This window comes from Terrabacter carboxydivorans (assembly GCF_039532035.1).
Taxonomy (GTDB): domain Bacteria; phylum Actinomycetota; class Actinomycetes; order Actinomycetales; family Dermatophilaceae; genus Terrabacter; species Terrabacter carboxydivorans.
The window spans coordinates 42,353-63,541 of sequence record NZ_BAAARE010000016.1 but is presented as its reverse complement, the minus strand read 5'-3'; the positions used below and the strand labels follow the sequence as shown (position 1 = coordinate 63,541).

General features: G+C 68.7%; 20 protein-coding genes. 8 read left to right on the top strand and 12 right to left on the bottom strand.

Annotated elements, in window-relative coordinates; translation table 11 throughout:
• Positions 1-3 precede the first annotated feature (3 nt).
• The 9 genes from ABD297_RS17180 to rfbB all read right to left on the bottom strand — a co-directional run bounded on the left by ABD297_RS17180 (position 4) and on the right by rfbB (position 10,561).
• The gene (locus tag ABD297_RS17180) at positions 4-2,052 is read right to left on the bottom strand and encodes a glycosyltransferase family 4 protein (protein ID WP_344256277.1); all 2,049 of its coding nucleotides are present in this window, start codon (positions 2,050-2,052) and stop codon (positions 4-6) included.
• Between the two features lie 42 nt (positions 2,053-2,094).
• The gene (locus tag ABD297_RS17175) at positions 2,095-3,426 is read right to left on the bottom strand and encodes a hypothetical protein (RefSeq protein ID WP_344256276.1); all 1,332 of its coding nucleotides are present in this window, start codon (positions 3,424-3,426) and stop codon (positions 2,095-2,097) included.
• 6 nt (positions 3,427-3,432) lie between these two features.
• A complete protein-coding gene (locus tag ABD297_RS17170) occupies positions 3,433-4,548 on the bottom strand; it encodes a glycosyltransferase (RefSeq protein ID WP_344256275.1) in 1,116 nt (371 codons plus the stop codon).
• Positions 4,549-4,603: 55 nt separating this feature from the next.
• Positions 4,604-5,608, bottom strand: a complete 1,005-nt coding sequence (locus ABD297_RS17165) for a Gfo/Idh/MocA family protein (RefSeq protein ID WP_344256274.1) — start codon at positions 5,606-5,608, stop codon at positions 4,604-4,606.
• The gene (locus ABD297_RS17160) at positions 5,608-6,693 is read right to left on the bottom strand and encodes a DegT/DnrJ/EryC1/StrS family aminotransferase (RefSeq protein ID WP_344256273.1); all 1,086 of its coding nucleotides are present in this window, start codon (positions 6,691-6,693) and stop codon (positions 5,608-5,610) included. The genes ABD297_RS17165 and ABD297_RS17160 overlap by 1 nt, the downstream gene beginning before the upstream one ends.
• Before the next feature lie 29 nt (positions 6,694-6,722).
• Positions 6,723-8,012: a nucleotide sugar dehydrogenase gene (locus ABD297_RS17155; protein ID WP_344256272.1), complete on the bottom strand. Its 1,290-nt coding sequence runs from the start codon at positions 8,010-8,012 to the stop codon at positions 6,723-6,725.
• 30 nt (positions 8,013-8,042) lie between these two features.
• Positions 8,043-8,633 (bottom strand): acyltransferase, encoded by a 591-nt coding sequence (locus ABD297_RS17150; protein WP_344256271.1) that lies wholly within the window; start codon positions 8,631-8,633, stop codon positions 8,043-8,045.
• 66 nt (positions 8,634-8,699) lie between these two features.
• Positions 8,700-9,551 (bottom strand): dTDP-4-dehydrorhamnose reductase, encoded by an 852-nt coding sequence (gene rfbD / locus ABD297_RS17145; protein WP_344256270.1) that lies wholly within the window; start codon positions 9,549-9,551, stop codon positions 8,700-8,702.
• Complete coding sequence (gene rfbB / locus ABD297_RS17140; RefSeq protein ID WP_344256269.1) at positions 9,548-10,561, bottom strand: dTDP-glucose 4,6-dehydratase; 1,014 nt, start codon at positions 10,559-10,561, stop codon at positions 9,548-9,550. Before rfbB ends, rfbD begins: the two co-directional genes overlap by 4 nt.
• 72 nt (positions 10,562-10,633) lie before the next feature.
• Here rfbB and ABD297_RS17135 point away from each other — a divergent pair, with 72 nt between their 5' ends.
• Both ABD297_RS17135 and ABD297_RS17130 read left to right on the top strand, forming a co-directional pair.
• Positions 10,634-11,977 carry a UDP-glucose dehydrogenase family protein gene (locus tag ABD297_RS17135; protein WP_344256268.1) on the top strand — a complete coding sequence of 448 codons (1,344 nt, stop codon included), beginning with the start codon at positions 10,634-10,636 and terminating at the stop codon, positions 11,975-11,977.
• Positions 11,978-12,121: 144 nt separating this feature from the next.
• On the top strand, positions 12,122-12,727 hold the full coding sequence (locus ABD297_RS17130) for an arsenate reductase/protein-tyrosine-phosphatase family protein (protein ID WP_344256267.1): 606 nt from the start codon (positions 12,122-12,124) through the stop codon (positions 12,725-12,727).
• A gap of 100 nt (positions 12,728-12,827) precedes the next feature.
• Here ABD297_RS17130 and ABD297_RS17125 read toward each other — a convergent pair whose 3' ends face one another.
• On the bottom strand, positions 12,828-14,411 hold the full coding sequence (locus ABD297_RS17125; protein WP_344256266.1) for a tyrosine-protein kinase domain-containing protein: 1,584 nt from the start codon (positions 14,409-14,411) through the stop codon (positions 12,828-12,830).
• A gap of 141 nt (positions 14,412-14,552) precedes the next feature.
• Between ABD297_RS17125 and ABD297_RS17120 the strand changes: the two genes are divergently transcribed.
• The 5 genes from ABD297_RS17120 to ABD297_RS17100 all read left to right on the top strand — a co-directional run bounded on the left by ABD297_RS17120 (position 14,553) and on the right by ABD297_RS17100 (position 18,711).
• Positions 14,553-15,506 carry a WD40/YVTN/BNR-like repeat-containing protein gene (locus ABD297_RS17120; protein WP_344256265.1) on the top strand — a complete coding sequence of 318 codons (954 nt, stop codon included), beginning with the start codon at positions 14,553-14,555 and terminating at the stop codon, positions 15,504-15,506.
• Positions 15,507-15,576: 70 nt separating this feature from the next.
• Positions 15,577-16,455, top strand: coding sequence for a glucose-1-phosphate thymidylyltransferase RfbA (rfbA, locus tag ABD297_RS17115; RefSeq protein WP_344256264.1), 879 nt, complete (start codon positions 15,577-15,579; stop codon positions 16,453-16,455).
• Positions 16,455-17,063, top strand: coding sequence for a dTDP-4-dehydrorhamnose 3,5-epimerase family protein (locus ABD297_RS17110; protein WP_344256263.1), 609 nt, complete (start codon positions 16,455-16,457; stop codon positions 17,061-17,063). Before rfbA ends, ABD297_RS17110 begins: the two co-directional genes overlap by 1 nt.
• Complete coding sequence (locus ABD297_RS17105) at positions 17,060-17,638, top strand: arsenate reductase/protein-tyrosine-phosphatase family protein (RefSeq protein ID WP_344256262.1); 579 nt, start codon at positions 17,060-17,062, stop codon at positions 17,636-17,638. Before ABD297_RS17110 ends, ABD297_RS17105 begins: the two co-directional genes overlap by 4 nt.
• 113 nt (positions 17,639-17,751) lie before the next feature.
• A complete protein-coding gene (locus ABD297_RS17100) occupies positions 17,752-18,711 on the top strand; it encodes a beta propeller repeat protein (protein ID WP_344256261.1) in 960 nt (319 codons plus the stop codon).
• A gap of 61 nt (positions 18,712-18,772) precedes the next feature.
• Here the strand turns inward: ABD297_RS17100 and ABD297_RS17095 are convergent, their stop codons facing one another.
• Positions 18,773-19,858, bottom strand: coding sequence for an LCP family protein (locus ABD297_RS17095; protein ID WP_344256260.1), 1,086 nt, complete (start codon positions 19,856-19,858; stop codon positions 18,773-18,775).
• 54 nt (positions 19,859-19,912) lie between these two features.
• On the opposite strand from ABD297_RS17095, the gene ABD297_RS17090 reads away from it, so the two are divergent.
• Positions 19,913-20,500 carry a hypothetical protein gene (locus ABD297_RS17090; RefSeq protein ID WP_344256259.1) on the top strand — a complete coding sequence of 196 codons (588 nt, stop codon included), beginning with the start codon at positions 19,913-19,915 and terminating at the stop codon, positions 20,498-20,500.
• Here ABD297_RS17090 and ABD297_RS17085 read toward each other — a convergent pair.
• Positions 20,497-21,177, bottom strand: a complete 681-nt coding sequence (locus ABD297_RS17085) for a class I SAM-dependent methyltransferase (RefSeq protein ID WP_344256258.1) — start codon at positions 21,175-21,177, stop codon at positions 20,497-20,499. The genes ABD297_RS17090 and ABD297_RS17085 overlap by 4 nt on opposite strands.
• Positions 21,178-21,189 lie beyond the last annotated feature (12 nt).

The following is a 21,189-nucleotide window of genomic DNA, read 5'->3' as shown; positions in this document are numbered from 1 at the left end:
GCCTCACCCTCGCCGACGTCGGCGGGCAACCACTGATCTGAGCACGTCAGCAGTGTCTTCTGCCCGGCTGCGCCAAGAGTGTTCCATGACGGCGCTGTTCCGACCATTGGCACCCATCGTGGCCGCGAGAGCGGGGTCGCCTGCAATCGTTCGAACAGCTTCGGCAAGCGCTGTCACGCTTCCAGCCTCGACGAGGAGTCCACAGTCAGCGCGCCTGATGGTCTCAGCCATACCTGGCAGGTCGGAGGCGATCACTGGCACTCCGCAGGCCATGGACTCGAACATCTTCAAAGGCGCGAGCCCGCTGACGGTGTGATCACGCGTGCTCTTCTGCCCGCTGTCCTGTGCGGATTCGGCCATGGGCATGAGTGACGCGATCGACCCAGCGACGATTCCGGGGATATCTGCGTACGGACGTCGGCCCAGGTAGATGACGCTTTGTCCGTCGGACCGACGTTCAACGGACTCCCGCATCTGGCCGTCGCCTACAACTACCAGTGCAACATCCATGGGCCAGTGGGGGGATGAGGTCGCTTTCAGTGCTATCTCGATGCCCTGCCACGGCGCGAGGGCGCCGAAGAAGACGACGTATCGTTCCGGAAGTCCTTGAGGGCGCTCAGCGTGCGGAGAGAAGAGGTCGACGTCCGCTCCGTTGGAGACGAGGTGTCCTTCGTCCACCCCAGCGTCGAGTTTCAACCATTTCACCAGCTGTGGTGTGACGGTGATGACTGCATCCGCGAGACGCATCTGCACCCTGTCAGCCTTCAGGACCAACGATCGGACCTTCTGCAGGGCGGGCCACGCGACCAAGGCGTCGTCGTGAGGCCCGTTCACTTCTTGCACAACTGGTGTCCGCATCAGCCGCGCCCCGAGGGCCGCAGGTAGGGCGGCGAAGTGGGAACGGATGTAGAAGGCATCACTGCGACGCAGTCCAGTCACCGCTCGACCCTGAATCTGGCCGAACTGCGCCAACCGCGCTGCGACAGATGGGGTCTGCCCGGCATATCTGGGTTTGAGGACCCGCACTGACGTTCCGCCATCGGCAAGCCCACGCACTATCTCGTGGACGTGCGCGTGCGCGGCCTGCCCCTCGGTCGTCGCCTGAAGAGTCAGGTAGCTGATCCGCAGACCCGGGCGCTGGTCCGCCAACTGAGTCAGATGCTCGGCCAGGTGCTCAAAGCGCTTGACCGGATCGAACGTGATTCGAGCCCACTGGGCCCCGTCCCCGTTCAACTCAAGTTGTCCCGCTTCCGACGCTTCGACCAGTGGGGCGAGTGCTTGCATCACAGAGTCGGGATCAGGTGACACGTGGATTGTGTGTTCGAGATGCTGCGAATACAGGACTGTCCGGCCAAAGAGCAACCCCTCGACAGCCGTGCCGCCGATCGAATCGTGTCGAACGAGGCGAAGGACGCAGGTGGCCCTGGAATAGGCGTTGCCCGGATCATCGACCCAACCGAGGAAATGAAGGTTCGGAGGAGGGTTGTTCGCCCAGGTCCCTTCACCTCCCATGACCTCGAAACGAACATGAGGTAGCTGGCGGGCTACGGCGAGGACACTGGCGCCTCCGTAGAAGTCAGCACGCGAATCAGGAATGTAGGTAAGCACAGTGAACTGCTCAGGCAGTGGGGGCAGACGGTCAGGTGCCTGGACCGTCCGCCAGGGAAACCCCACAAGGGAGGAGGCAACCCCGTTCCGGGCAAGTTCGAGCTGGAGGGGCTCTGAGCCGGCGAGGTGGTGGTCGATGCCGAGGGCGGGAGTCCGCCATGCGGCAACTGGCGCCCCCTCAACGAAGTCCTCGGTGAGATGTAGGACGTCTGTGCCGATCCAATAACAGGCCTTTGTCGCCCGGCTGCCGAACAAGGCGAGTGCGACATCAAAGGCTCGACCGCGCCACGTTCGAGCGCCCGGCCGGAAACCGACGCGCACCAGCAGATCTGCCGAGCGCACGCGTGTCCAAGTCGTCGGGTTCAGAGCTGCACGCGCCGAGTCGATCGCCACGCCATCGACCTCGAAACCTACGTCGTTCAGGCCGGCAGCGAGCTTTTGCACCCATCCGCCCTGCCCTATCAGTACGCACTTCTGCGCCATGCTCTACATCGGCCTTCCGTTGGAAACTCGGGGTGCTGGCTCGAATGCCGGCTCGGGATCATCCGTGGTGTCGGCGGGATCGACGCGTGACACGCCAGGCCTGAGGGAGGCTTGCACGCTCAGGGTGACGCAGACCCATGCGAGCGCGCTTGCTGCAGGACTGTCCATCGGACTGGCGGTGTACGAGAAGATCGCAAATACGGTGGCAACGACCATCAGCTTCCATGACTGGTGGACACGACGACGCAGCACGATGAACGGTGCTGCCAGCGCCAAGAGGTATACGCATACGAGTAGCACGCCACCCTGCAAGTAGTAGCTGACGAATTGGTTGTCGATCGACCCGCCAAACTTCAGTTGAGGGGGGCCGAGTGTTCCAAATGCATAGTCCTGGACAAACTCGTTCGCTCGCTCCCAGCCGACGTAGCGTCCTTGAAGGTTCGCGTCCTGGCTGGCTCCACCGCCCGTGAAGACGCCCAGGCCGGTGTTGAAGCGACTCACGGCTCCTGCCTCGATAAACCGAGAGAAGCCGCCGAACAGGGCAACCAGTCCGAGGGTCACCGCGGTCAAAGCGACAGCGACGAAGCTCGATTTTGCCGTTTGTGGCCTGAGCAGGTTCCTGATCATCAGTGCCGCGAGAAGAAGAGCCAAGGCGAGCCATGCGGTCCTGGACTGAGAGGCGAAGACACCGAGAATGCCGAGAAATAGAGCAACACCCCGACGCCGGCCGCGCAGATAGAGGGCCCCGAAGATGACGGTCAGGACGCTCCACAGCCCGAACTCGTTCGGATTCACGAACAGACCCGTGCTTCTCGACGAGATCACGTAGGACTCGCTGTAGGAGGCTTGAGTCTGCGCGTCCCAGTTGACGGCCCAGCTCCAGAGCCCAGTGGGCATGAGCCCCACGCGTGCAAGGAGCTGGCCCAAACCGTATAGCCCCTGTCCCACAACAGCGACGAAGACGGGTGTGCGGAGGTCGACATCGAATCGGGCCGCCGCTGCGCCGAGGGTCAGGATGGCCATGGGCACGAGAACTACGACGAAGCTGTACAGAGCCCGGGGTTCGTAGTCGCCGATGAGCACCCCGATGAGAGGCAGCACCATCAAGAGCGTGAATAGAGGCCCAACCGTGGAGACGAAGAGGCCTTTGGCATGCGGCCCCTCGATGCGGACCTTCAGACCGAACCAGAGGAGCAATGAGGCGGCCAAGAACAACATCTCGGGCAGACTCACGGCTCCACGACCACCCGTTGCCGCGTCCACCGTGAACCGTTGTCCGAACAACAGGTAAAGAGCGAACGCGGCCGCGGTGACGCGAGTCAGGATCAGACGCATGACTACTCAGGCCTCTCCCGGGATAGAGCTCGTAGAGGGCCGGCTCTCAAGAAGAGATCGCACAACTGCGGCAGGACGGAAGGCGTCCGCAACCCAGAGCCGCGCTTCCTCCCCAAGGCGGACTGTCGTCGACGGATCATCAAGAAGACTCTTCATGGCGGCCGCCAGCGCTGCTGGCTGCTCACGTTGCACAATCAGTCCTGTCTTGCCCGGCCTGACACTGTCAACCGATCCCGTAGCATCGGTGGTGACGGTCGGAATGCTCATGGCGCTGGCTTCAAGGACCACATTGGGAAATCCCTCCCGCAGCGTGGGGAGGACATGTACGTCCATGAGCGAGAAGTAGGGACGCACGTCATCTACCGCGCCCACGACCACCACGGGTCCACCAGTTGTCTTCAGCCTCTCGAGGTAGCGGTGTGAGTCAGGCTCGTCCTGTGGCCCTACGACGAGCAGTTGGACCACCAGTCCTGACTCGGCAAGCTCTCGCATGGCGCTCAACAGGGTGTCGATTCCCTTGTCATGAGTGAGCCGGCCCACAAAGCCGACGACGGGTGTCGACAGCTCGAGACCCAAACGTGCTGCCAGGTCCACGTCGCGTGAGGATGGCTGAAAGTAGTCGCAGTCAACCCCATGACTGCTCGCGGGAACGGTCTGCCTCACCTTGGCGGCAGCCGCCAGATTCAAGTCGCGATACAGGGCAGCGAGTGAAGGAGAGTTGGCCACCACCTCGGTCGAGGCTGCCGTGGCGACTCGTTCAACGGCCGCAAGGATCCGGCGCCGGTTGCCTTGGGCGCCCTCCAAGCGGAGGCCGACCGCAAAGTACAGGCGGCGGGGGACCCGAGTTGCCTTGGCCGCGACCATGCCAAGAAGGCTTGCCTTCGGGGTGGCTGTGATGACGAGCTGCGGTCGTTCCTGAAGGCAAACAAGAACCCACTGGACGAGCGCGCGGATGTCGGCCAGGGGCGAGATCTCTCGCGCCATGCGCAGCTCGCGAGTGCGAACGCCTGTGTCGTGACTGAGGTTCGCCAGGCCCTGGCCGGGAGACGACACAACGCACACATCGAATCCATCCGACTGCAGCTGCCTGATCAGCTCACGAAAGAACTTGTCGGCGGACAACGGGATCGTCGTGGCTATCAGCGCCCGTCGAGGCCTCCTACCGAGTCGCATGCGGTCAGAGAACGGAATCGAGGGACAGCGCGACCATCGAACCGCCGAGGGCTGACGCAATGCACGCTTCGGCAACGCGGACGGTCTCCAGGCCTTGACGCATGGTGACGATGTCCCCGTCGTTGCCGAGGACGGCGTCCCGGAACTGCTCATGCTCGACCCGCAGCGGTTCGGGCTTGGCGATGGCGTATCGGATCATGTCGCCTTCGGAGACTCCGCGGAACTGCGCGATGTCATCACGCACGACCTTGACGGACCCATTGGCAAAGAAGGTGAGGTCTGCCGTGAGCGTGTCGGCCACGAAGGCGCCTCGCTCGCCGGTGATGGTCGTGACCCGCTCCTTGAGGGGGGAGAGCCAGTTGACCAGGTGGTTGGTCACGGTGCCGTCCTCCAGCAGACCCGTCGCTGCCACGAGGTCCTCGTGCTCGCGTCCGCTACGGAAGGCAGTGTTGGCGCTGATCCGCGTGTAGCGCTTCTGCGTGACCCACGCGGTGAGGTCGATGTCATGCGTTGCGAGGTCCTTGACCACGCCGACGTCTGCAATGCGTGCCGGGAACGGGCCCTGGCGCCTCGTCGTCACCTGGTAGACGCGTCCGAGCTCGCCCGCTTCGATGCGCGCACGGGCACTCTGGAGAGCAGGGTTGTAGCGCTCGATGTGGCCGACGGCGCCCACCAGCCCAGCGGCCTCGAAGGCGTCTGCGAGGAGCTGGGCGGAGGCGACGTCGGGCGCCAGGGGCTTCTCGATGAGGGCGTGGACGCCGGCCGCAGCGAGCGCCAGACCGACTTCCTGGTGATAGACGGTCGGCACGGCCACGACGCAGTAGTCGATGCCGGCTCGGACGAGGTCCTCGACGCCGTTGAGCACGGTCCGGCCTGCGGCCGCACCGTGAGGGTCGCCACCGGGGTCTGCGACCGCGACGAGATCAACCCCCTCGAGTGACGAGAGCACACGAGCGTGGTGGCGTCCCATCATCCCGAGACCGATGAGCCCTGCTCTGAGGTTCGCCATCAGACGCCCGCCTTCACCAGTGCGTTGACGCCGGTCACGATCCGCTCCAGGTCCTCGGATGAGAGGGACGGGTGCACGGGCAGCGACAGGCACTCGGCGGCAGCCTTCTCGGTCTCCGGGAGGTCCACGTCAACACTGAACGGCGCGAGCCGGTGGTTCGGCACCGGGTAGAACATGCCAGAGCCGACGTTGTGCTCATCGCGCAGAGCCTGCGACATGCCATCACGGTCGTCCTGGACACGCACCGTGTACTGGTGGAAGACGTGGACCGCTCCGTCTGCGACGGTGGGGGTGATGACTCCCTCGAGGTGCTCGGTGAGGAAGGCTGCGTTGCGGCGCCGTGCCTCGTTCCAGGCGTCGACCTTCGTCAGCTGGACGCGGCCGATCGCCGCGTGGATGTCGGTCATCCGGTTGTTCAGGCCGACGACCTCGTTGTGGTACTGCTTCTCCATGCCCTGGTTGCGGTAGAGGCGCATCAGACGCTCCACATCAGGGTTGGCAGCTGAGACCATCCCACCCTCGCCGGAGGTCATGTTCTTGGTGGGGTACAGCGAGAACATCGCGAAGGAGCCGAAGGCCCCGACGGGCGTGCCGTGCAACGAAGCGCCGTGGGCCTGTGCCGCGTCCTCGAAGACCTGGATGCCGTGGCGCTGAGCGATGTCCATGATCCGGTCCATTTTGGCCGGATGTCCGTAGAGGTGGACCGGCATGACGCCTACGGTGCGGTCGGTGATCGCAGCCTCGACCGCCTCGGGCGAGAGGCAGAAGTCGTCGGCATCGATGTCGGCGAAGACCGGGGTTGCCCCGGTGAGCGCGACCGAGTTCGCGGTCGCCGCGAAGGTGAACGACGGGACGATGACCTCGTCGCCGGGGCCGACGCCGCACGACAGCAGCCCCAGGTGCTGACCCGAGGTGCCCGAGTTCACGGCGACGCAGGAGCGGCCCAGCCCGAAGTGCTCTGCGAACTCCTGCTCGAAGGCGGCCACCTCGGGGCCCTGGGCGATCATGCCCGACCGCATCACGCGATCGACGGCAGCACGCTCCTCGTCACCGATGAGCGGCTTGGCCGGCGGAATGAAGTCCATGTTGTGTTCCCTGTCGTGTGATTGCTGAGTCAGGCCCGGCCGATGGTGAGCACATCGGCGTCGGGGAATGCTGCGGAGTCGAGGATGTTGCGGCCGTCGACGATGACCCGGGCGCCCGGCAGGGCGTCGGCCGCCAGCGTGCGGTACTCAACGTGGTCCGTGTGCAGGATGGCGGCGTCGACCGCCGACCCCAGCTCGTGAGGCACGAAGCCCAGCGCGGCGAGCTCCTCGTCGCTGTACATCGGGTCATGCACCGTGACGGTCGCTCCCTCGTCGATGAGGGCTTGAACGGTCCCGAAGACACCGGAGAAGGCGGTCTCCTTCACGCCACCGCGATAGCTCGCGCCCAGCACGACGACGCGGGCACCGCTCAGGTCACCGAAGGATCCCCGCGCGAGGCCGACGGCGTACGCCGGCATCGCCGCGTTGGCCTCCCGGGCGGCGCGCACGACAGTCGCGTCGTTGTCGTTCCAGAGATAGAGGCGTGGATAGACCGGGATGCAGTGCCCGCCCACAGCGATGCCAGGACGGTGGATGTGGCTGTAGGGCTGCGAGTTGGAGGCCTCGATCACCTGGTAGACGTCGATGCCGGCCTTCTGCGCATAGACCGCGAACTGGTTGGCCAGTCCGATGTTGACGTCGCGGTAGGTGGTCTCGGCGAGCTTGGCCATCTCGGCCGCCTCAGCCGAACCGAGGTCCCAGACGCCGTTGCCGCGCTCGAGGTCGGGTCGGTCGTCGAAGTCCAGGACGGCCTCGTAGAAGGCGACGGCCGCCTTGGCGCCGGCGGGGGAGAGGCCGCCGACCAGCTTCGGGTACTTGCGGAGGTCAGCGAAGACGCGTCCGGTCAGGACGCGCTCGGGGGAGAAGACCAGGTGGAAGTCGACACCCTCAGTGAGACCGGATCCCTCCTCGAGCATCGGCTTCCATCGACTGCGCGTGGTGCCGACCGGGAGGGTGGTCTCGAAAGCGACGAGGGTGCCCGGGCGCAGGCCCTTCGCGATGTCACGCGTGGCGGAGTCCATCCAGCCGAAGTCCGGGACGCCGTCCCCGTCGACGAAGAGCGGCACGACCACGACGACGGCTTCACTCTGGCTGACCGCCTGGGTCGTGTCCGTGGTCGCGACGAGTCGACCCTCGGACACCACCTGTGCCAGCTTCTCGGCCAGGTGGTCCTCACCGGGGAAGGGCTCGGTGCCGGCGTTGACGAGCTGGACGGTGGAGGGGTTCACGTCGGCGCCCTGCACCTCGTGACCCATGGCGGCGAACTGGACCGCGAGCGGCAGTCCGATCTTGCCGAGTCCGACGGTGGTGATCTTCACGTGTGGTGTCCTCTGGATCTCAGGTTCGGGTCAGTTGCTGTTGAGGGTGAGCCGGTCGTCGCGCTCGACGTAGGTCTCACCGGTCTCGGGGCATCGCCACACGCCCTCTGCCTGCAGCTCGAGCGGGACTCCGGCCCGTCCGACCCAGCGGATGCGCCGTGCAGGGACGCCGGCGACGAGGGCGAAGTCAGGCACGTCATTGGTGACGACGGCGCCGGCTGCGACCATGGCCCACTGGCCGATGGTCACGGGGGCCACGCACACGGCGCGAGCACCGACGGAGGCGCCACTGCGGACGGTGACGCCCACGGCCTCCCAGTCGTCGCCGGACTTCAGATCTCCGTCGGGATCGACTGCGCGGGGGAAGTGGTCGTTGGTGAAGACCACGGCCGGACCGATGAACACGCCATCACCGATCACGGCGGGCTCGTAGACCAGGGCGTAGTTCTGCACCTTGCAGTTGTCACCCATCGTGACGCCGGCGCCGACGTAGGCGCCCCGACCGATGATGCAGTTGGCGCCCAACGACGCCTGCTCACGCACCTGCGCGAGGTGCCAGATCTTCGAACCCTGACCGATTCTTGCGTCGGCAGCGACCTCAGCGCTGTCGTGGACAAACATCCAGAAACCTCATCTGTTCGGAGAGTGGCACCGCGAGTCTACGGGCACACCGTCACGAACCAGACATTAGGCGCTGAAGGCCGCAATCCCTTCGGACCAGTCGCGGATCGTGTCGACCTCCGCCTGCTCCAGGCTGTGGTGCGACAGCACGCTCCACGCCGGGCGCGGGGCCGGCCGGGGGAACGCCTCGGTCGTCGTCGGGAGGACGCGCTCGGGGTCGAGGCCGTTGAGCTCGAAGATCGCTCGGGCGAAGCCGAACCACGTCGTCTGCCCGCTCGACGTGCCGTGGTGGATGCCGTATGCCGTGTCGCTCGCGACGAGACGCACCAGCAGGTCGGCCAGGTCGACGGTCCAGGTCGGCTGACCGATCTGGTCGTCGACGACGGAGAGCGTCTCGCGCTCGCCGGCAAGGCGCAGCATCGTGGACACGAAGTTGGGGCCGCCGGCGCCGTAGAGCCACGCCGTGCGCACGACCCAGGACTCCGGGCACTGGGCGCGGACGGCCCACTCGCCGGCCGCCTTGGTGCGGCCGTAGGCCGAGCGGGGCGCGACGGGGTGGTCGACGGCATACGGCTCGGTGGCGGTGCCGTCGAAGACGTAGTCGGTCGAGACGTGCACCATCCGGGCTCCGGCGCGGGAGCAGGCCCGAGCGAGGTTGGCGGCGCCGACCGCGTTGACGGCGAAGGCTGCGGCCTCGTCGGTCTCGGCGTCGTCGACGGCCGTGTAGGCGGCGGTGTTGACGACGAGGTCGTGACCGTCGATCGCAGCGATGCACTGGGCGGGGTCGGTCACGTCGAGATCGCCGCGTCCCAGGGCCGTCACGACCCAGCCGGCGTCACGCAGGGCAGGCACGAGGTCGTGGGCGAGCATGCCGCCCGCCCCGGTGACGAGGGCGCGACCGGGGGAGGAGGTGCTCACCGGCCGAGTCGGGCGTAGGTGCGCTCGGACTCGACCTTGGCGGCCTCCCACCATGCCCGGTTGGCGGTGTACCACTCCACCGTCGCCTCGAGGCCGGCGCGGACGTCGCCGTAGCGGGGGCGCCAGTCGGTCTCGGCGCGCAGCTTCGAGGAGTCGATGGCGTAGCGCAGGTCGTGGCCGGGTCGGTCGTCGACGTGGTCGAACCAGTCGGCGGGCTTGCCCATGATCTCGAGCAGCATGCGCACGATCTCGAGGTTGTTGCGCTCGCCGTCGGCGCCGATGAGGTAGGTCTCGCCGAGGCGGCCCTGCTCGAGGATGGCGATGACGGCGTCGTTGTGGTCATCGACGTGGATCCAGTCGCGCACGTTGAGGCCCGAGCCGTAGAGCTTGGGCTTGATGCCGTCGAGGATGTTGGTGACCTGGCGCGGGATGAACTTCTCGACGTGCTGGCGGGGGCCGTAGTTGTTCGAGCAGTTCGAGACCGTGGCGTCGATGCCGAACGAGCGGATCCAGGCCCGCACGAGCAGGTCGGCGCCCGCCTTGGTGGCCGAGTACGGCGACGACGGGTTGACCGGCGTGCGCTCGGTGAACCGCTCCGGATCGTCGAGCTCGAGGTCGCCGTAGACCTCGTCGGTCGAGATGTGGTGCAGGCGCTTGCCGTGCTTGCGGATCGCCTCGAGGAGCGTGAAGGTGCCGACGACGTTGCTCTCGACGAACGGCCACGGGCTGTCGAGGCTGTTGTCGTTGTGCGACTCGGCGGCGAAGTGCACGACGACGTCGTGGTCGGCCACGAGGCCGTCGACGAGGGCGGCGTCGGCCACCGAGCCCTCCACGAGACGGACCGAACCGTCCCCGCCCGGGTCGGACAGGACGGGCGCGAGCGAGTCGCGGTTCGCGGCATACGTCATCGAGTCGATGACCGTCAGCGCCCAGTCGGGACGCGTCTCGCGCGCACGGAGGACGAAGTTCGACCCGATGAAGCCGGCGCCGCCGGTGACCAGTACTCGCATGGCCCCGAGGATAACGAACAGGGCCACCCTCGCCGCCACTGACCGTTCGCCGCCGGTCGATATGCTCCCCGCGTGAAGATCTCGGTCATCGGATGCGGATACCTCGGAGCGGTGCACGCCGCGTGCATGGCCGACTTCGGCCACGACGTCGTGGGTGTCGACGTCGACCCGGCGAAGGTGGACAAGCTCGCCGCCGGGATCCCGTCCTTCCACGAGCCGGGGCTCGAGCCGCTGCTGAGGCAGGGTGTGGAGAAGGGCTCGCTGCGGTTCACCACCGACAAGACCTCCCTGGCCGGCGCCCGCGTGCACTTCATCGCCGTCGGCACGCCGCAGCGGGGTGGCAGCTACGCGGCCGACATGTCCTACATCTGGTCGGCCGTCGACGACATCATCGGCAACGCCACGCCGCACGCGGACGGCCCCCTCGTCGTCGTCGGCAAGTCGACGGTCCCCGTGGGCACGGCGGCCGCCATCGCCGAGCGGCTCGAGGAGGCCGGGGTCGACGCCGTCGTCGTGTGGAACCCCGAGTTCCTGCGCGAGGGCCACGCCGTCCAGGACACCGAGCGACCCGACCGCGTCGTCTACGGCCTGCCCGACGACCGTGAGCGCGGTGAGGTCGGGCGCAGCGTCGTCGACGAGGTCTACGCCCCCATCATCGAGGCCGGCACGCCACGCCTGCTCGTCAACTACCCGACCGCCGAGCTCGTCAAGGTCGCCGCCAACTCGTTCCTCGCCACGAAGATCTCGTTCATCAACTCGATGGCCGAGCTCTGCGACGTCTCGGGCGCCGACGTGTCACGGCTGGCCGAGGCCATCGGCCACGACGACCGCATCGGGTCCAAGTTCCTCCAGGCCGGGATCGGCTTCGGTGGCGGGTGCCTGCCCAAGGACATCCGTGCGTTCATGGCGCGCGCCGGTGAGCTCGGCGTCGACCAGTCCCTCACCTTCCTGCGGGAGGTCGACTCGATCAACATGCGCCGCCGCGACCACGCCGTCGAGCTCGCGACGCAGATGGCCGGTGGCCGCCTGGTCGGCCTCAAGGTCGCCGTGCTCGGCCTGACCTTCAAGCCCGACAGCGACGACGTGCGTGACTCACCCGCCCTCGACATCGCCGGACGACTCTGGGGCCGCGGCGCCAACGTGGTGGCCACCGACCCTGCCGGCGCCGACGCCGTGCGCGGCCTGCGGCCCGACCTGCACATCGTCGACTCCGCCGACGAGGCCCTCGCAGGCGCAGACCTCGTCATGCTGCTCACGGCGTGGAAGGACTACGTGGAGCTCGACCCGACCGCCGCGAGGTCGCTCGTCGCGACGCCGCGGATCATCGACGGCCGCAACGTGCTCGACCCGCGTGCGTGGGCCGACGCGGGCTGGGACTACCGCGGCATGGGACGCCGATCCGGCGCCGTCTGGTAGCCGGAGCAGCTCACCGACGCCCGGAACCGGCTGTCAGAAACCTGAGACGAAGCCCCCAAAACGCCCTTACCTCTTCTTGACTCGCAGATCCGACATCTAGGATCAGGACTCACCCGTTCACGCCGAGAGAACTTGGGGGTTCCAATGCTCGGCGACACCCCTCCCAACCGCGGCATCCTGTTCGTCTGCACCGGCAACATCTGCCGGTCGCCCTACGCGGAGAGGCGGATGCGGCAGCTCCTGCCCGAGACTGGGATACCGATAGCCAGCGCCGGCACGGGGGCCCTGGTCGGCTCCGACATCGAGGCCGAGACGAGCGAGAGGTTGCGTCGTCTCGGAGCCGACGTCACCGGCTTCGCCGCACGAGCGGTGACGCCACGCCTGGTCGACGAGGCGGAGCTGGTGCTCACCCTGACGCGCGCCCAGCGCGGCGACGTCGCGCGCCTGCACCCCGCGGCCATGCGTCGCATCTTCGCCCTCGGTGACTTCGCCGACCTCTGTCGCGCATCCCAGACGTGGCGGCCCATCGTGCCATCGCGGCCATGGCTGCCCCAGGTCGTCGCCGAGGCCGCCGCCGCACGTGGCACCATCGCCCCCGGCGACCCGGACGAGGTCGACGTCGTCGACCCCTACCGTGGCTCGGAGCGCACCCACGACGAGGCCTACGACCGCATCGAGGACTTCCTCTCCGTCATCGTGGCCGCGCTGGGCTCCGTCGCCAGCTCCTCACGCGCCGACCGGATCGGCTGAGCGACCTCGAGGAGAAGCACCAGGCCCCCTCACGTTCTCGTGAGGGGGCCTGGTGCGTGCACGGGTGGTTGACCTCCGAGCCGACAGCCGGAGCGTCGGTTCAGTGGAAGATCGAGTCTCCTGCGGGGAAGTCGGCGCGCTGGGCCGGATCGCCCGCGTAGCGCCCTGTGGCATGACCGTTGGACTGGTGCTCCGGCGTCTCCGGGCCCACTGCGCCCGGCCGGCTCCCGGGAGCGGACATCCGCGGGTTGACCGGGCCCATGTCGTCCTCGTGCGCGATGGGGCGCCGCTGCTGGGGCACCGACCGGCCCTTGGCACGCTGCCGCTCGCTCTCGGGGCGGTAGTCGTACTCGTAGGTGCCGTAGCCGGCCCCGCCCTCCTTGGCCTTGACGCGGTTGAGGATGAGACCGAGCACCGACCCGTTGACCGCGTCGAGGGAGTCGATGGCGCGGCGCACGTGCTCGCGCTGGACCACTCCGGCCCCGACGACGACGAGAGCGCCGTCGACGATGGTGCTGAGCACCGCGGCGTCGGTGACCGGCAGCAACGGCGGAGCGTCGATGAGCACGTAGTCGAAACGCTCCGTCAGGTCCTCGATCAGCTGCTCCATGTTGGCCGAGCCGAGCAGCTCGCTCGGGTTGGGCGGGATCGGCCCGGCGCCGAGCAGGCGCAGGCCCGTGCGCCCGAAGGGCTGGAGCACGTCGTCGACCTCGACGCGGCCGACGAGCACGTCGGTCAGGCCGACCGAGCCCTCGAAGCCGAGGTAGTCGAGCAGACGCGGCCGGCGCAGGTCGCCCTCGATGACGACGACCTTGAGGCCCGTCTCGGCGAGGCTGATCGCCAGGTTGGCCGTCGTCGTCGACTTGCCCTCGCCCGGCAGGGAGGAGGTGACGACGATCGACTTCGGTGGGTTGGAGACGTCGATGAACTGCAGGTTGGTGCGCAGCGAGCGGAAGGCCTCGGCGCGCTGCGAACGGGGGTCGACCTGCACGATGAGCGGGTGGGCCGAGGCATCCGTGTCGTAGGCGATGCCGCCGAGGATGGTGCGGTCGGTGACCGTCTCGAGGTCGCGCTGGGACTTGACCGACTTGTCGAGCACGTCGCGCAGCAGGGCCACGCCGAAGCCGAGGAGCAGACCGAGCACGAGGCCGAGCGCGAGGTTGCGCGTGGGCTTGGGGCTGACCGGGGTCGGGTCGGCTGCCGCCTCCTTGACGACGGTCACCTTGACCGGGCTCGACTGGCCCTGCTTGCGCTCGAGCTCCTGGATCGTCTTGGGGAAGATGTCTCCCACGGCAGCCGCGATGCGCTGCGCTCCGGCGGGAGTGCCGCTCGTGACACTGACGTCGATGATGACGGTGTCGAGGGGGATCGTCGCCGTGAGCTGCGCCGCGAGCTTGTCGGCGGTCGTGTCGAGGCCGACCTGCTTGATGACCGGGTCGAGGACCTTGGGCGACTGGAGCAGCTGCGAGTAGGACTTGACCCGGGCCTGGGTGAAGGTGTTGCCCTGGGCGAGGGACGACGCGGTGTCATCGCCCGAGGTCGACACGAAGAACTGGGTCGATGCGGCATACGTCCTCGGTGAGAGGGCCGTGTAGGCGGCGGCCAGTCCGAGGGTCACGAGCGTCACCGCTGCGATGATCATCCATCGCTTCCGGATGACGTTCAGGTAGTCCTGCAGTTCCACTGTCTTCGTCTCTTCTCGCCGGCCGCGCCCTGGTCACGTGGCTCTGTGGTCGGACAATTCCGACACAACACTCTTGCGCATCCTAGTGCCGAGCGTCAGGGATGCGCCGTTTCGGTCCGGCGGGTCCGTAGAGTGACGATCGTGATTCGGTGGATGTCGGACAAGTCGGTGGGTCGGTTGGCGCTCGTGGGGCTGCTGGCCCTGCTCGTCGTGGACGCCCTCCTGGTAGCCCTCGCCTTCCGTCCCGGGGCCGCCGAGGCCTCCGCCCCGACCCCCACACCGGTGCCCGCGGCCACCTCGACCGCGGGCGCGACGACGAGCACCAGCACCAGCACCGCCCTATCAGTGACGCCGGCCCGTCCCCTCACCGAGGCGATCGCCGCCGTCGACGGCAAGCGGGCCTGGCGCGCCACGCTCGGCACGTGCAGCCAGGGCGGCTCGGACCTCAGCGTCACCGACGACGGCGGCAAGACGTGGACCAAGCGGTCGGCCGGGGCTGCGGCGCTCGGACGCGTGCAGCCGGTCGACGCGACCCGCGGCTTCGTCATCGGCGCCCCGAAGAGCTGCTCGGCGGGGGAGTACGCCACCGACGACGACGGACAGACGTGGCGAGGCCCCCGAGCCATCGACGGCGGGTGGTCGCGCGTGCCCGGAGGAGACCAGCCGACCCTCGTCATCACCCCCAAGCGTCCCGACGCGCGACCGTGCGGCGGCGCCGCTGTCGTCGACCTCGCGCGCATCAGTGCCTCCCGGGCCGTCGCCGCCTGTGCGGACGGGCGCCTCGTGCGCTCCACCGACGGCGGGTCCCGCTGGAGCGCACTGGCGACCGTCCAGGGGCTGCTCGCCGTCTCGGCCCGCGAGGAGAACGGCTCGCCCGCGGTCTACGTCGCCCGGACCGTGGACGGCTGCGCCGGCGTCGAGATCGCCGCGGTGGGCGACAAGGGAACCTCCCGCGTCGCGTGCGTGACCACCCTGGTCGAGGGCGCCGAGGGCCGTGTGTCGTTGAGCGTCGTCGACGACGCCGGCTGGCTCGCCGTCGCCGACGCCACGTGGCGGTCGGGCACCGACCTCAAGAGCTGGAGCGAGACCGCGTGACGCGTGTGACCCGTTCCGTCACAGGCCCGCTTGACGCGGCCCCCATGAAGTCCCCCTAGGCTGGGCCACCATGAAGGGAATCATCCTCGCCGGTGGCTCGGGCACGCGCCTGCACCCCATCACGCGCGGCATCAGCAAGCAGCTCATGCCCGTCTACGACAAGCCGATGGTCTACTACCCCTTGTCGACGCTGATGATGGCCGGCATCCGCGAGGTCCTCGTCATCACGACCCCCGCCGACTCCGAGCAGTTCCAGCGCCTCCTCGCCGACGGCTCCCAGTGGGGCATGTCGATCACGTATGCCGTGCAGCCGAGTCCCGACGGCCTCGCCCAAGCGTTCGTGCTGGGCGCCGACTTCATCGGCGACGACGAGGTGGCCCTCGTCCTCGGCGACAACATCTTCTTCGGTCCCGGCCTCGGCACGCGGCTGCGCGACAACACCAACGTGCGCGGCGGGCACGTCTTCGCCTACCGCGTGGCCGACCCCACGGCATACGGCGTCGTCGAGTTCGACCAGGACGGCACGGTCCTGTCCATCGAGGAGAAGCCCAAGCAGCCCAAGTCCAGCTATGCCGTGCCCGGGCTCTACTTCTACGACAACGACGTCGTCGAGATCGCCCGCAACCTGGTCCCCAGCGAGCGCGGCGAGCTCGAGATCACGGCCGTCAACGACGAGTACCTCCGCCGGGGCAGCCTCACCGTGACCCCCCTGCCCCGGGGCACCGCGTGGTTCGACACCGGCACGTTCACGGGCCTGATGGAGGCCAGCCAGTACGTCCACGTCGTCGAGGCCCGGCAGGGCCAGAAGATCGGCTGCGTCGAGGAGGTCGCCTGGCGCAACGGCTGGATCGACGACGACGGCCTCCGGGTGCACGCCGACGCCCAGGCCAAGAGCGGCTACGGCCTCTACCTGCACGCCCTGCTCGCCGAGGCCCGGGAGGCTCACTGATGGACATCCGTCCGCTCTCGATCGAGGGTGCCTGGGTGGTCACTCCGCGGATCTTCCCCGACGACCGAGGGGTCTTCCTCGAGTCGTTCCGGGGCGACCGCCTCGCCGAGGTGACCGGTCACCGCCTCGACGTCATCCAGACCAACGTGTCGCTGTCCTCGCGCGGCACGCTGCGCGGCGTCCACTTCGCTGACGTGCCCGTCGGGCAGGCCAAGTACGTCACCGCCATCAGCGGCTCGCTGCTCGACTTCGTCGTCGACATCCGCGTCGGGTCCCCGACCTTCGGCCAGTGGGAGTCGGTCCTGCTCGACTCGCGCGAGCGCAAGGCCGTCTACCTCTCGGAGGGGCTCGGCCACGCCTTCTGCGCGCTCGAGGACGACACGGCCGCGCACTACCTCTGCTCCGCCGCCTACAACCCGAGCGCCGAGCACGGCATCAACCCGCTCGACCCCGACCTCGCGCTGACGCTCCCCGAGGGCGTCGAGCCGCTGCTGTCGCCCAAGGACACCGCGGCCCCTTCGCTCGCCGAGGCGGTCGACGCGGGCCTCCTCCCGACGTACGAGGCCTGCCAGGCCTACCGCCGCTCACTGACGGGCGAGCGCCCTTGAGGCCCGTCGGCACCATCCTCGTCATCTGCACGGGCAACGTGTGTCGCTCGCCCTACCTCGAGCGGCGGCTGCGCCAGCTCCTCGCCGGGCAGGACGTGCGCGTCGAGAGCGCCGGCACCCGTGCGCTCGTCGGCGCCGACATCGAGCCGGGCTCGGTGTCCGCCCTCCTCGAGGTCGGTGCCGACCCCTCGGGGTTCGCCTCCCGCCAGCTCGTCCCCGCCATGCTCGACACGGCGGACCTCGTCATCACGGCCACGCAGAAGCACCGTGCGGACGCCGTGGCCCTGCACCCCCGCGCGCTGCGCAAGACCTTCACCGTGGGGGAGCTCGCCGACCTCGTCCGCGACGCGGATCTCGCGGGCTCCCCGGAGGTGGCGCAGGCCGGTCCCGACACGCCGTGGGCATCCGTCGTCGCCGAGGTCGCGCGAGGACGACGCGGCCTGCACCCCGCCCGCTCGGCCGCCGAATCGGACATACCCGACCCATACGGTCGCAGCTCTGAGGCATATGCCCTGATGTCGACCGAAATCGAGTCGCAGCTGCCGGCAGTCGTCGCGGCACTCACCCCGCGCTGAGCTCCACCCTCCGCTTGTACTCGACGCGGACTGCGTCGTGCGACAAGCGGATTCGCCCCTAGCATGTCCCCCGGGGGAAGGGCCGACAGGCGGGTTGAGGGGGAGTTGCAGCAATGAAGAAACGAGTCGCGACGGCAGGTCTCGTGGCGTTCCTCGCCGTCGACGTCGGGCTGGTCGCCCTCGCCCTGCGGTCCGGTCACACGACGACCGACGAGGTGCCGGCGGCCTCGACGACGCGGACCGCGGCCCTGACCACCAGTCCGCCGTCGACGCCGTCGACGCCCCGCACCACGACGACGACCGGGACGAGCGGGTCCGCCGGGTCCGGCGCGGGCGCCACTGCGGTCCCGGTGTCCCGGCTCGTCTCCTCCCTCGACGCCGCGACCGCGTGGCGTGCCACGACGGGGACCTGCGAGCGCGGCGGCGCCACCATTGAGCGGACCTCCGACGGTGGTCAGACCTGGACCAAGGTGCGCTCACCCGCGCGCGCCGTCGCCCGCATCCAGCCTCTCGACGCGACGCGCGCCTTCGCCGTGGGCGCGGGCACCGACTGCACCCTGCGGCAGTACTCCTCAGGAGACGCCGGCCAGACCTGGCGGACGCCCACGGCGGTCACCGGCGGCTGGGCGCGCCAGCTCGCCGAGCCCACCCAGGTGCTCGCCCCCAAGGCCGGGACCGCGACGCCGTGCGGCACCGCCGTCGTGCTCGACCTGTCGCGCACCTCGGCGACCGAGGCGCAGGCGCTGTGCGCCGGCGGGTCGGTGGTCGTCACCGAGGACGGTGGCGCCACCTGGACCGACTCGGGTGACGCGCCCGGCGCCGTGGCCATCAGCAACCTCCTCGTCGACAACCAGCTGAGGACGTACGCCGCCCGCATCGTCGGTGCGTGCAAGGGCGTGCAGCTCGTCGTGGTCGCGAAGGGCAAGGCTGCTGACGTCGTCGCGTGCGTCCCCGTGCCGGACGCGCAGCGCGGAGACGTCGGGCTGTCGGTCAACGACCGGGCAGGCTGGATCGTCGCCGGCGACCAGACGTGGCTCTCCCTGGGCGACCTGACGGCGTGGAAGCGGGCCTGACCCTCTCCGACCCCTGGCCAGGTCGCCGGACCGGAAGGGCCCGGGCTGACCTCGCCCCTTGCTACTTGTAGGAGTTGAGCGAGTCCGTCCGGATGGCGTCGCCGAGGTCGGCCATCTTGACCTCGTCGACGACGTCGATGGACGCGCCGGCAGGGCTCGTGCCGAAGCCGGTGAACGGGGCCGTGATGAAGCGGATGTCACCGCCGCGGATGTCGCGCAGCGCGAGGGCCTCCGAGCGCATCGTCCCGACGTCGAGCTTCTGGTCGACGACGAGGTTCGACGTGGCCGCCTCGGTGAACTGGCTGAGACGCACCGGGTTGAGCAGGACGTCCTTGTTGAGGGTCTTGAGCATCAGGGCCTTGATGAAGGCGAGCTGGCGCCGACCACGCGAGATGTCACCCTGGCTCAGCTGCTTGCGCTCACGGACGAAGGACAGCGCCATGTCGCCCGTCATGTGCATCGTGCCGACGGTGAAGTTGTAGCCGTTGTCCTTGCTCGGCTCCTCGACGTCGACGTCGACACCGCCGACGGCGTCGGTCATGGCCTTGAAACCCTCGAAGCCGATCTTGCCCACGTGGTCGATCCGGATGCCGAGCATGTTCTGCATCGTCGTGACGAGCAGGGGCGGCCCGCCGAAGGCATACGCGGCGTTGAGCTTGTCCTTGCCGTGCCCGGGGATCGAGACGTAGAGGTCGCGGGGGAAGTGGATCAGCGTGACCTGGGAGTGGTCGGCAGGCACGTGCACGAGGACCATGACGTCGGAGCGCCCGCCCACCCGACCCGGTCCGGCGTCGCTGCCGATGATGAGGTAGTTCTGGCCGTTGCCGGCCGGCTGGGCGACGACGTTGCCGTTCTTGTCGGTCGGCTGGTTGTTGGTGTCGGGCAGCAGGAGCTCCTGCTTCACGTTGTTCGTGACGATGTGGTTGAGCCACGCGAGGTAGCCACCGACGGCCAGCACGGGCACCAGCAGCAGGACCAGCGCGGCGACGAGCACCTTGCGGTTGCGCTTCCTCTCCCGGCGGCCGGAGCCGCCGTCGGCCGCGGCGCCGCCGTCCCAGTCGTCACCGGACCCACCGGAGCCGCCGTCACCGGCGTCGGCCTGGTCACGGTCGAACAGGTCGGCGTCACGCTCTCTGGTGCTGTCCACGGCGCCAAGTGTAGGTGTCAGGAACGAATCGCACGCCTGCTTACACTGTGCGGCGTGCCACGAGGACAGACGCCACGCGCCAGCTCAGACGTCCCCGTCGTCATCGGTGGTGTCGTCGGCTTCGTGGCGCTCGTGTGGCTGCTCATGCACGCGACCGTGCCGGTCGTCACGGTCTTCGACTTCGCCTCGGACGGCCGCCCCAAGCTCTACGCGGCCTTCCTCGCCGGCCTGGCGGGCCTCGGCGGACTGCTGCTGACGCTGCCGCGAGCCGTGACCCAGCCCGCGCCCGTCGTGCAGAGCTCGGTCCCGAGCAGGCGTGAGGCCGCGGCACGGCGGCGCTCCCACCTGCGCACCGACCTGCTCGGAGTCGCCGCGCTGCTCCTCGCCCAGGTGCCGCTGCCGGCCCCGTGGGGACCGACGGGCAAGGCGGCCACCATCGCCAACATCACGAAGTCGCCCGAGATCGTCGAGCTGAGCGCGGTCTTCGCCAACCTCTCGATCGGGATCCTCGTGGTCGGGCTCGTCGCCGCGGGCGTCGCCAAGGTCTACAGCCACGCGGCGGCGCTGCGCGTGCTGGCGATCGCCCTGGCCGTCGGGGCACCCGTCGTGGGCTGGTTCCTCGTCGTGCACGCCATCGGCTAGACGGTGCGGGAGCCGCCTCCCGCCCGAAGGCGCCCCAGCACGACGAAGTGCAGCCACTCGGCGTCCGGCATGAGCGTGGTCCACGCGCGACGCAGCGGGCTCCGGCGGCTCCAGCGCTGCTCGTAGACCGAGTTGACGCCGGCACAGGTGACCACGTCGAGGCCGGCCCGGTCGAACATCTCCGTCATCGTGCCCCGGGTGAAGAACCGGACGTGGGTCCGGTCCAACGTCCCCTCGTCGGTGTAGTCCCAGCGACCTCGGAGCAGCGAGATCGTGACGGGCGCGTACTGGATGCTCGGGATCGCCGCCAGGACGTGCCCGCCCGGCTGCAGGAGGTCCGTGGCCGCACCCAGGGTGGCCCATGGGTCGACGACGTGCTCCAGGACGTCGTTGAAGCAGACGAGGTCGAAGCGCTCCTCACCCGTCAGCGCCTGCGGGAAGTAGCCGTCCACCACCTCGTCGAAGCCGTGCCCGGAGCGCGCGACGGCCGCCTGCGCCGGCACCGCCTCGATCCCGACGATGCGCGCCCGGTCACCGAGCGCGCGGCGCAGGGTCGGCCCGAAGCCGCCCTTGCCACAGCCGACCTCGAGCACCGACCGTGCCCCGGCCGGGATGTACGGCGCGACGTCGAGCCGGGCGTTGTCGTGGTAGATGTCCTGCTGCGGGAGGTCACTCACGGTAGGGAACCT

Coding starts and splice junctions, on each gene's coding strand:
- ABD297_RS17175 (WP_344256276.1), bottom strand. CDS start 3,426: ATGCGTCTGATCCTGACTCGCGTCACCGCGGCCGCGTTCGCTCTTTAC.
- ABD297_RS17165 (WP_344256274.1), bottom strand. CDS start 5,608: ATGGCGAACCTCAGAGCAGGGCTCATCGGTCTCGGGATGATGGGACGC.
- ABD297_RS17160 (WP_344256273.1), bottom strand. CDS start 6,693: ATGGACTTCATTCCGCCGGCCAAGCCGCTCATCGGTGACGAGGAGCGT.
- ABD297_RS17150 (WP_344256271.1), bottom strand. CDS start 8,633: ATGTTTGTCCACGACAGCGCTGAGGTCGCTGCCGACGCAAGAATCGGT.
- rfbB (WP_344256269.1), bottom strand. CDS start 10,561: ATGCGAGTACTGGTCACCGGCGGCGCCGGCTTCATCGGGTCGAACTTC.
- ABD297_RS17130 (WP_344256267.1), top strand. CDS start 12,122: ATGCTCGGCGACACCCCTCCCAACCGCGGCATCCTGTTCGTCTGCACC.
- rfbA (WP_344256264.1), top strand. CDS start 15,577: ATGAAGGGAATCATCCTCGCCGGTGGCTCGGGCACGCGCCTGCACCCC.
- ABD297_RS17110 (WP_344256263.1), top strand. CDS start 16,455: ATGGACATCCGTCCGCTCTCGATCGAGGGTGCCTGGGTGGTCACTCCG.
- ABD297_RS17100 (WP_344256261.1), top strand. CDS start 17,752: ATGAAGAAACGAGTCGCGACGGCAGGTCTCGTGGCGTTCCTCGCCGTC.